This is a genomic window from Kribbella albertanoniae, assembly GCF_004348455.1.
GTDB lineage: Bacteria > Actinomycetota > Actinomycetes > Propionibacteriales > Kribbellaceae > Kribbella > Kribbella albertanoniae.
The window spans coordinates 1-9,289 of record NZ_SMKA01000339.1 but is presented as its reverse complement, the minus strand read 5'-3'; the positions used below and the strand labels follow the sequence as shown (position 1 = coordinate 9,289).

Annotated in this window: 9 protein-coding genes; 4 read left to right on the top strand and 5 right to left on the bottom strand. The window is 67.7% G+C overall.

Going from position 1 to position 9,289, the window contains the following annotated elements:
- A partial coding sequence (locus tag E1261_RS40475) for a bifunctional [glutamine synthetase] adenylyltransferase/[glutamine synthetase]-adenylyl-L-tyrosine phosphorylase (protein ID WP_132415059.1) occupies positions 1 to 2,840 on the bottom strand: 2,840 nt, incomplete at its 3' end.
- 158 nt (positions 2,841 to 2,998) lie between these two features.
- Between E1261_RS40475 and E1261_RS40470 the strand changes: the two genes are divergently transcribed.
- Together E1261_RS40470 and E1261_RS40465 are read left to right on the top strand one after the other, a co-directional pair.
- Positions 2,999 to 3,535, top strand: a complete 537-nt coding sequence (locus E1261_RS40470) for a hypothetical protein (protein WP_238176751.1) — start codon at positions 2,999 to 3,001, stop codon at positions 3,533 to 3,535.
- A gap of 52 nt (positions 3,536 to 3,587) precedes the next feature.
- Positions 3,588 to 4,163, top strand: coding sequence for a peptidylprolyl isomerase (locus E1261_RS40465; RefSeq protein WP_132415058.1), 576 nt, complete (start codon positions 3,588 to 3,590; stop codon positions 4,161 to 4,163).
- Positions 4,164 to 4,429: 266 nt separating this feature from the next.
- On the opposite strand, the gene E1261_RS40460 is transcribed toward E1261_RS40465, so the two are convergent.
- Entirely contained in the window at positions 4,430 to 5,770 is a 1,341-nt protein-coding gene (locus E1261_RS40460) for a glutamine synthetase family protein (protein ID WP_132415057.1), read from the bottom strand.
- A gap of 119 nt (positions 5,771 to 5,889) precedes the next feature.
- Between E1261_RS40460 and E1261_RS40455 the strand changes: the two genes are divergently transcribed.
- Entirely contained in the window at positions 5,890 to 6,291 is a 402-nt protein-coding gene (locus E1261_RS40455) for a hypothetical protein (protein ID WP_238176752.1), read from the top strand.
- On the opposite strand, the gene E1261_RS40450 is transcribed toward E1261_RS40455, so the two are convergent.
- Both E1261_RS40450 and E1261_RS40445 read right to left on the bottom strand, forming a co-directional pair.
- On the bottom strand, positions 6,217 to 7,143 hold the full coding sequence (locus tag E1261_RS40450; protein WP_132415055.1) for an HTTM domain-containing protein: 927 nt from the start codon (positions 7,141 to 7,143) through the stop codon (positions 6,217 to 6,219). The genes E1261_RS40455 and E1261_RS40450 overlap by 75 nt on opposite strands.
- Positions 7,140 to 7,598 (bottom strand): hypothetical protein, encoded by a 459-nt coding sequence (locus E1261_RS40445; RefSeq protein ID WP_238176750.1) that lies wholly within the window; start codon positions 7,596 to 7,598, stop codon positions 7,140 to 7,142. Before E1261_RS40445 ends, E1261_RS40450 begins: the two co-directional genes overlap by 4 nt.
- 57 nt (positions 7,599 to 7,655) lie before the next feature.
- Here E1261_RS40445 and E1261_RS40440 point away from each other — a divergent pair, with 57 nt between their 5' ends.
- The gene (locus tag E1261_RS40440; RefSeq protein WP_132415053.1) at positions 7,656 to 8,312 is read left to right on the top strand and encodes a peptidoglycan recognition protein family protein; all 657 of its coding nucleotides are present in this window, start codon (positions 7,656 to 7,658) and stop codon (positions 8,310 to 8,312) included.
- Here E1261_RS40440 and E1261_RS40435 read toward each other — a convergent pair.
- On the bottom strand, positions 8,264 to 9,289 hold a 1,026-nt coding region (locus E1261_RS40435; protein WP_132415052.1), incomplete at its 5' end, for a DUF418 domain-containing protein. The genes E1261_RS40440 and E1261_RS40435 overlap by 49 nt on opposite strands.

Here is a 9,289-nt window from a genome sequence, read left to right as displayed (position 1 = left end):
GTGGGGAGGGAGTCGCCGGGGCGGGCGCGGACGAGCATGATCGCGTTGCGGATGCGGGAGGCGAACTCCCACGCGATCTCAAGGGTTTCGGCCTCGGTGGCGTCGACCAGGCCGGCTTCGACGCCGGCGCGGAGGGCTGCGAGGGTGCGGGTGGTGCGGAGGCCGGGGATGCGGTGGGCCTCGCGCAGCTGGAGGAGCTGGACGGTCCACTCGATGTCGGCGAGGCCGCCGCGGCCGAGCTTGGTGTGGGTACTGCGGTTCGCTCCGCGGGGTAGCCGTTCCGCGTCGACGCGCGCCTTGATCCGGCGGATTTCCATCACGTCGCGCTCGCCGACGCCGTCGGCCGGATAGCGCAGCGGGTCGATCAGCGCGCGGAACGCCGTACAGAGATCGGGGTCACCGCACAAAGGATCGGCGCGCAGCAGGGCTTGGGCTTCCCAGACTGCTGACCAGCGTGCGTAGTAGGACGCGTACGACGCCAACGTTCGCACAAGTGGTCCCTGCCGACCCTCCGGGCGCAGGTCCGCATCGATCGCGACCGCCGGATCAGCACCCGGCAACGCGAGCAGGCGACGCAGCTCAGTCGCGGCCTGAGTGGCGAAGTCTGTCGCTGCCTTCTCGTCCGCACCAGGCACCGGGTCGTGGACGAACATCACGTCGGCATCGCTGCCGTACCCGAGCTCATGCCCACCGAAGCGACCCATCGCCACGATCGCCATCCGGGTCGGCTCCGGCGCACCCTTGGCGACCGCCTTGCGGGCAACCTCGAGCGCCGTCGTGAGCGTACCGATCGCGATCCCGGTCAGCGCGTTACCAACGGCCTCGACATCGAGCAGGCCCGACAGATCCGCGGCCGCAACCCGGAACAGCTCCCGCCGACGCACAGCACGAATCGCCGCCACCGCAGCTTCCGGCTGCTCCTGCCGACCGGCAGCGGCCGACATCTCGGTCCGCAAACCCTCGGGTGTGCGCGGGACGAGCTCACGTTCGTCGGCCAGCATCGCGGTCGCTTCGGGCGCACGCTGCAACAGGTCGACGGCGTACCGGCCGCTGGCGAGCAGGTGTGCGAGGCGTTCGGCGGATGCGCCTTCGTCGCGGAGCTGACGCAGGTACCACGGGGTCGACCCAAGGCTGTCCGAGATCGTCCGGAACGCGAGCAGACCGGCATCGGGGTCAGGCGATTCGGCAAACCACCCGAGCATCGCGGGCAGCAACGCCTTCTGGATCGACGACCGCCGCGAGACCCCCTCGGACAACGCCTCGATGTGCCGCAGCGCCGAAACCGGATCGGCGTACCCGAGCGCGGTCAGCCGCTGCCGCGCGGCCTGCGGTGTGAGCCGAACCTCGACGCCAGGAATCCGCGCAACCGCCGCGAGCAACGGCCGGTAGAAGAGCTTCTCGTGCAACCGCCGAACCTCGAGCGCATGCTTCTTCCACGCCGCAGTCAGATCGGCCACCGGGTTCTTCGTGAAGCCGAGCGATCGACCGAGCCGCCGCAGATCGGCATCGTCGTCAGGCACCTGATGCGTACGCCGCAACCGGTAGAGCTGAATGCGATGTTCCATCGACCGCAGGAACCGGTAGGCATCGGCCAGTACGGCGCCATCCGTGCGACCGACGTACCCGCTCGTGGTGAGCGACTCGAGCGCGATCAACGTCGTACCGCTGCGGACCGCCTCATCGCTCCGCCCATGCACAAGCTGCAGCAGCTGTACGGCGAACTCCACGTCACGCAGTCCGCCCGGCCCGAGCTTGAGCTGGCGATCGATATCGGCGGCCGGGATGTGGTCGATCACCCGGCGCCGCATCGCCTGCACGTCGCCGACGAATCCTTCGCGGTCCGCTGCCGACCAGACGAGTTTGCCGATCCGTTCGCCGTACTCGCGGCCGAGGTCGGCATCACCGGCGACCGGCCGTGCCTTGAGCAGTGCCTGGAATTCCCAGGTCTTCGCCCAGCGCTGGTAGTAGGCCAGGTGACTCTCGAGCGTGCGGACCAGCGGGCCGGACTTCCCTTCCGGACGCAGCGCCGCGTCAACCGGCCAGAGCGTGCCTTCGCCGGTGTGGTCGGAACAGATCCGCATCGCTGCCGCGGCCAGCTGGGACGCGGTCTTCAGGGCGGGCGATTCGGGTTCACCATCGAGTGGTTCGGCGACGAAGAGGACGTCCACATCGCTGACATAGTTGAGTTCCCGGCCACCACACTTGCCCATGGCAATGACTGCGAGTCGACAATCCGCAGCGTCGGGATGCAGGGCGAAGTAGTTGGTGCGCGCGATCTGCAGCGCGGTCTCCAGCGCTCCCCCGGCGAGATCAGCCAGTACGGCGGCCACCTCGTCAACCAATAGCCCCTCGGCCAGGTCGCGGGCGGCGAGCCGAAGCAGTAGCCGGCGGTATTCGACCCGGAGCGCATCGACCGGCTTGTCCGCGTCGACCGCGGAAGCGAGCTTCGCCGCGACATCCTCGATCGAGGGGCGGGAACCTGTCAGGGTCGGATCGGCGAGGTCGTACCAATGCCGCGGATGGACGTTGAGGTGCCGCCCGAACGCCTCACTCGCACCGAGCACGAAGATCAGCCGGCGGCGGAAGTCGCCGTCCATCTCGAGCGTGCGAGCGAACCCGGCGACGTCGTACTGGTTCCGGTCGAGCGCTTCCACCATGCCGAGCAGGCTGTACAACGCCAGATCCGGATCGGCCGACTCGGACAGCGTGAGAATCAACTGCTCGGTGGCGATCGGGTGCAGTGCATCCAACTGCTGCAGCAGTTGCGCCGCCCGCTGCGGATCCCCGAAGCCCAGCCGAGCCAGTCGCCCTTCGCCCGAGCCCCTCTGCGCATCCGCCACGGGCTCAGGCTACCCAGTCGTGTGCGTGCCGTTGCAGGGTTGTCGGCCACGTCGCGTGACAGAATTTCAACGAGCGCGCGAGCGGGTTGCGGAGGGGTTGCGGTCAATACACGGAGTTGCCTGGCGTATTCGGGCTGTAGTCGGCATGATGAGTCTTCATGGTCATGATGACGGGGTCGCTCGCTGTTCGGGGCACGGTGGTCTGGTTGACGCCCCAGCAGGGTGGGCGAGTATCCGGACCGCCCGAGCCGGACTACGACTACGACTACACGGGCACAGCCTTTCTCCCACCGCGGACCGCCGAGGACGGGCAGGCCGGTGTCTGCTTGCGCCGTTTCGCGCCCGGCGCCTGGCGGACGCCGATCGAAGGGATTCTCGTTCCTGGACAGGGGAATCGGGCCCAGCAGGTGATCCCCGGCTGCCTGGTGGTGATCACCGAAGGGGTCCGGCCGGTCGCGTTCCTCACCGTTGAGGAGGTGCACGCGCTGGCCGACGACAGTACGCCGGTCATCCCGCCGCAACCGGTGATCGCGCCGGCGCCCGTCGTACCGGTTGATCCGATCGAGGCGCCGTACCGGCACTCGACTGCGACCGCGCGTTTCACCTCAACCCACTCGTCGGACGACGTCCCGGCCGAACCTCACACGGCCGAGCCCAACCCGGACGAGCTGCTCAAGGCTGCCAACTCACTCTGAACTCTGAATACACTCTGTTGCAATTCGGCTACTCGGTGTTATTTTCGATGGCATGGGCCGTTGGAAACGGGTTGTCGTCATCCTGCTGGTCGCCGCGGTCGCGCTCGTCCTCGAGAGCTGGACGGTGCACGCCACCCCAACGATGTTCAAGAACTGCACGTACACCCGGACCGGTGACGGCACCGTCCGGCCGCCGTTCTCACTGACTCCGACGCTCGGCTCGGTGAAGGTGACGCTCAAGACCGACCGCGGCACGCTGGAGCTGCGGCTCGACCGGCAGAACGCGCCCTGCGCGGTGCACAGCTTCACCCATCTCGCCCTCCAGCGGTACTACCACGGGACCCCGTGCCCGCGCCGTACTCGGGCGATCCTCGAGTGCGGTGCGGGACGGCCCGGGTACCGCTTCCCGGCCGAGCTCACCGGCAAGGAGCAGTACCGCCGCGGCGTGGTTGCCCTGAGCAACAACCCCGCCGGCAACGGCAGCGCCTTCTTCCTGGTCCACGGCGTCCACGGCGCACCGGCCGGCTCCACCATCATCGGCACCGTCACCAGCGGCCTCACCATCCTCGACCGCATCGCCGCCGAGCCCGGCCAACCCGTCCAGGTCCTGGAAGTCCTCATCGGCTAACGTCCGAACGACCGGAGACACCCTCCGATCCTTCGGACGTTACGTCTGTAGGAGGCGGGTGCGCTCTGACCCGGCCGGAACCTACGGCACATTTGAGGGGCTCTCCGTTCAGGTTGACCCTTCTCTGCTCATTTTTTGAGGGGAGAACCAGCACATTGAACGGAGATCCCCTCATTTTCCGCACAGCACCCCACAGCCCGGAAGCGGCCACCCGACGGCCGCCGGGCGGACGGTCTGGCGGTCCGCGATCACGCCGTACGGGCGGTTTAGAGGACTGGGAGGAGTTTGTTGAGTTCGAAGGGGGTTACCTGGCGGCGGTAGTCCTGCCATTCGGCGCGCTTGTTGCGGAGGAAGAAGTCGAAGACGTGCTCGCCGAGGGTTTCGGCGACCAGCTCGCTCTCCTCCATCGCGTGGATCGCCTCGGCGAGGCTGCCCGGCAGCGGCTTGATGCCGAGCGCCTTGCGCTCACGCGGCGTCAGCGACCAGACGTCTTCCTCGACCTCGCGCGGCAGCTCGTAGCCCTCCTCGATGCCCTTCAGCCCGGCGGCGAGCATCAGCGCGAAGGCGAGGTACGGGTTGGCGGCGGAATCCAGCGAGCGGAACTCGACGCGCGACGACTGCCCCTTGTGCGGCTTGTACATCGGCACTCGCACGAGCGCGGACCGGTTGTTGTGACCCCAGGAGACGAACGACGGCGCTTCGTCGCCAACGGCGAGCCGCTTGTAGGAGTTCACCCACTGGTTCGTCACGGCGGTGATCTCGGCCGCGTGGTGCAGCAGGCCGGCGATGAACGCGCGGCCCGTCTTGGACAGCTGGTACTGCGCGCCGCCCTCGAAGAACGCGTTCCGGTCGCCCTCGAACAGCGACATGTGGGTGTGCATCCCGGAGCCGGGCTGGTCGCTCAGCGGCTTCGGCATGAAGGACGCGTAGATGCCCTGCGACAGCGCGACCTCCTTCACCACGACGCGGAACGTCATGATGTTGTCCGCGGTCGACAGCGCATCGGCGTACCGCAGGTCGATCTCCTGCTGGCCCGGGCCGCCCTCGTGATGACTGAACTCGACCGAGATGCCCATCGACTCCAGCATCGTGATCGCCTCGCGGCGGAAGTCGTTGCCGATGCCCTGCGGGGTGTGGTCGAAGTAGCCGGACGAGTCGACCGGCTCCGGGGTCGTCCCGACCGCGCCGACGAGCGACTTGAACAGGTAGAACTCGATCTCGGGATGCGTGTAGAAGGTGAAGCCGAGGTCGGCCGCCTTCGACAGCGTCCGCTTCAGCACGTGCCGCGGGTCGGCGAACGACGCGGACCCGTCCGGCATGTTGATGTCGCAGAACATCCGCGCGGTGCCCATCGTCTCGCCGCGCCACGGCAGGATCTGGAACGTCGACGGGTCCGGCTTGGCCAGCATGTCCGCCTCGGTCACCCGGGCGAACCCCTCGATCGCGGAGCCGTCGAACCCGATCCCCTCGGAGAACGCGCCCTCCAGCTCGGCCGGCGCCACCGCCACCGACTTCAGGAACCCGAGTACATCGGTGAACCAGAGCCGCACGAAGCGTACGTCGCGCTCCTCGAGTGCGCGCAGTACGAACTCCTGCTGCTTGTCCATCAGTCCACCTCAATCATCAGTTTGTGCGGCCTCACACAGTGTGCCCCGTCTCTGTTAAGCGAACGTTACGTGCTACAGGCGACATGACTCCTATCAGGTCCTACCGTGTCCCCGTGCAGATGATGTTCCGGGTCGCGCTGATCGTGGCCGCGATCCTGTGTGTGAGCGATCTGCTGCTCTCCACGGCGCGGTTCGTGCAGTCGATCCGGAACCGCCGGCCGGCCGAGCGCGACGTACTCGGGCGGCGCTGGCTGCCGCTGCCGGAGATCGGCTTCGGGATGTGTGCCTTCTGCTTCCCGGGCCTGATCACTCTCGGGCTGACCCATCACGACGCCGACAACCTGCCGACCCGGCAGATCCTGCTGGTCGCCTTCGTCTTCGGGTACGCCGGTGCTGTGCTGTCTCGGGTGGTTCGGACTCCCGGCCCGGGCGGTCGTCGGTTCCGGCTACGCGCCGGCCTGCTGCTGGGCCTGCCCGCTGCCTTCGGGCTCCTGTTCGGCCTCTCCGGTATCGCGGTCTGACCTGCGGTTTCGCAACCACGGAACGACCCGCTCCAGCGGCGCGAAGGCGAGCCAGCAGACCACGGTCGGCAGGAAGTGGATCAGCAGGATCGCCGTGTTCGCCACGTGGAAACCGATGAAGAACAGCGCACCGATCAGTTGCCACCGGCCCTTGAGCCAGAGGATCACCGGCGACAGGAACTCCGCAATGAACCCGACCCACTGCATCACATGCAGCATCCACGGGTGGTGCAGCAACCACTCCCCGACCGGGTGCGGCCGCCGGACAATCGCCCAGGTCAGGATCGCGCTGCTCGGCCAGCTGAAGTTCCATCCCGGGCTGCGCACCTTCGCCACCCAGGACAGGAAGTACGTCGCGATCACCGAGATCTGCACGCAGCGCACCGCCCACCCGGCCGCCTCGGAACGCGTCTGATCCCCGTACGCCGCTCGCCCGCGACTCGTCGATTTCACCGTCGGAAGCACCCACAGCGCAACGACCAGCGCCAGGTGGTCGTGGTCGACCTTCCCATCGCTCATCCCGATCAGCACCCACCAGGTGAACGCCGGGGCGACGATCCAGCCGGCGATCCGCGGGAACCAGTTCGTGGCACCGATCACGCAGGCCACGATCAGAACGACGTACAGGGCGGTGGTGTTGGCGACCGAGGGTGTGGGGAGGTGGAAGATCCGGGCCAGCAGCAACGGCTGGTAGAGGTCCGGGTGCTCGCCCTTCAGGCGGGTGTCGCGGACGAAAGCGTGCATGTCCAGGATGACGAACAGATAGAGGATCGTCCGCAGCCAGGCGACCCGCGCGAGCGCGATCCGCGGGGTGAACCAACCGGCAACCCGGCTGAGCCGCGTGGAGCTCATCGGCGGACCTCCCAGGTGGCCAGGACCTCGGGGGTCGGCGGGCCTGCGACCCGGCCGTTGACCAGCTGGGTGGTGTCGCGGATCAGTTCGAGCTTCACGTACTGCGGCTGGTCGGGGTGCTTCTTCTTCCAGCCGTCCGCGACCTGCTGCAGCAGCGACGGATCCTTCTCGATCTCGCCGGTGCGCGCCTCGATCTCGGCCCGGGCGACGCCGGCGCCCTCGATGTTCAGCGGTACGTCGACCGTCGTACCGCTGGTGGTCTGCGCGCTGATCCGGGTGAAGGTGACCGAGGCGTCGTCAGCGACCGCACCGGCGTACTGCGACATCGGGCCGAACGGCCACGCGTCGTCGGTCGCCCGCGCCGAGCCGTTGATCAGCAGCACGATGCCGACGACCGCGATCAGCACCCGGACCGTCTTGCCCACCCGCCCGAGCCTCAGCTCACCTTCCGTCACCCGACGTATTAGACCAGAACGGTTTGACCGGGCTTCCGGTAGGGGATTTTCTTAACCATGACCGCCCCCGAAAATTTCCAACCCTCCCGACGGACCCTGCTGCGCGGCGCTGCCGCCTCCGGGGTCCTGCTCGGCGGGATCGCGCTCCCCACGACCGCGGCGTACGGCGCCCCGGCCCCCCGCTGCTACACGCGCTCCGAATGGTCGGCCCGGCCGCCGAAATCCGCCACCTCGGTGATCGCCAAGCCCGACCACATCGTCATCCACCACACCGCCTCCCCGAATGTCACCGACTATTCGCTGGCGGCGGCGTACAAGGTCTCGCACTGGATCCAGGACCTGCACATGGACAAGAACGGCTGGATCGATGCCGGGCAGCAGCTGACGATCAGCCGGGGCGGGTTCCTGATGGAGGGTCGCAGCAAGTCGCTGTCGGCCATCAACAACGGGCAGAACGTGCTCGGTGCGCAGACCGCCAACCACAACAGCCACACGATCGGGATCGAGCACGAGGGGATCTACGTTTCGGCGAACGTGACGGTGGCGTTGTTCGACATGTCCGTGCTGACGTGTGCGTGGTTGTGCACGAAGTACGGGCTCGATCCGCATGTGGCGATCGTCGGGCACCGGGACTACAACGCGACCCAGTGCCCGGGCGATGTGTTCTACGCGAGGCTGCCGGAACTGCGGGACCGGGTGGCGGCGGTTTTGTAGGTGAACCAGCGGATCAGCTTCTCGAACGGTCCGCGGTAGTTGGCTTTGCGCATCCGATCGGCCATCAGGACAGTCGCCAGCCAGGTGGCGATGGCGAGTAGTGCTGTGGTCGTCGTGGTGAGCGTGGTGGAGAGGTCCAGGAGGTAGGGCGTGAAGACGATCGCCCAGATGACCGACTGGCTGAGGTAGCAGGTCAGCGACCGCTGACCGACGGCGGCGATCGCCAGGGTCACCGGGCCCTGGCGATTGCTGAGCCTCCGTGCGATCAGCACGATCAGAGCGGCGTACCCGAAGCCGCCGAAGACACCGCTCGCATCGTGCAGCGGCCCGAAGATCGAAAGGTCGTCCGCACTCGGGCGGTCGACGATGCCGCCGATCACCAGCGACACCGGCAGCGCGCCGAGGATCGCGATGGTGAGGCCGGCGACCGCCGTCGTACGCAGCAACGTGAGGTGCTCGTCGGGCCGTTCGATGATGCGCCGGCGGCCGGCCCACAGTCCGATCAGGAACGGAGTCATGAATCCGATCGGGCCGAGCAACGCGATGTACGGCTGCACGGCGAGCCGGTCACCGAACTGCTCGAACAGGTTGACGGGCAACATCGCCGGATCCGTCGCCTCCGTCATCGTGGAGAGCGAATCGTCGGTCGGCAGCGCGGTCAGTACCAGGAAGAGCCCGGCCACCACGAAGAGCCAGATGTCCTTCCAGCGCAGGGCCCACACGCCGACGAACAGCAGCACGCCGTACGCGGCCAGGATGTCGCCGACGTACAGGAGCATCCCGTGCGCGAACCCCAGCACCACCAGCACCAGACTCCGCCGCCACAACAACTTCCGAACCGGCCACCACTCCCGCCCGCTCTCCCGTTGCCGCCGGACGATCTGCGCCACGCCGTACCCGAACAACACCCCGAACATCGGGAACGCCCGCCCGTCCACGAACGTCGAGATCACCGCCCCGACGCCCCGGTCCAGCCC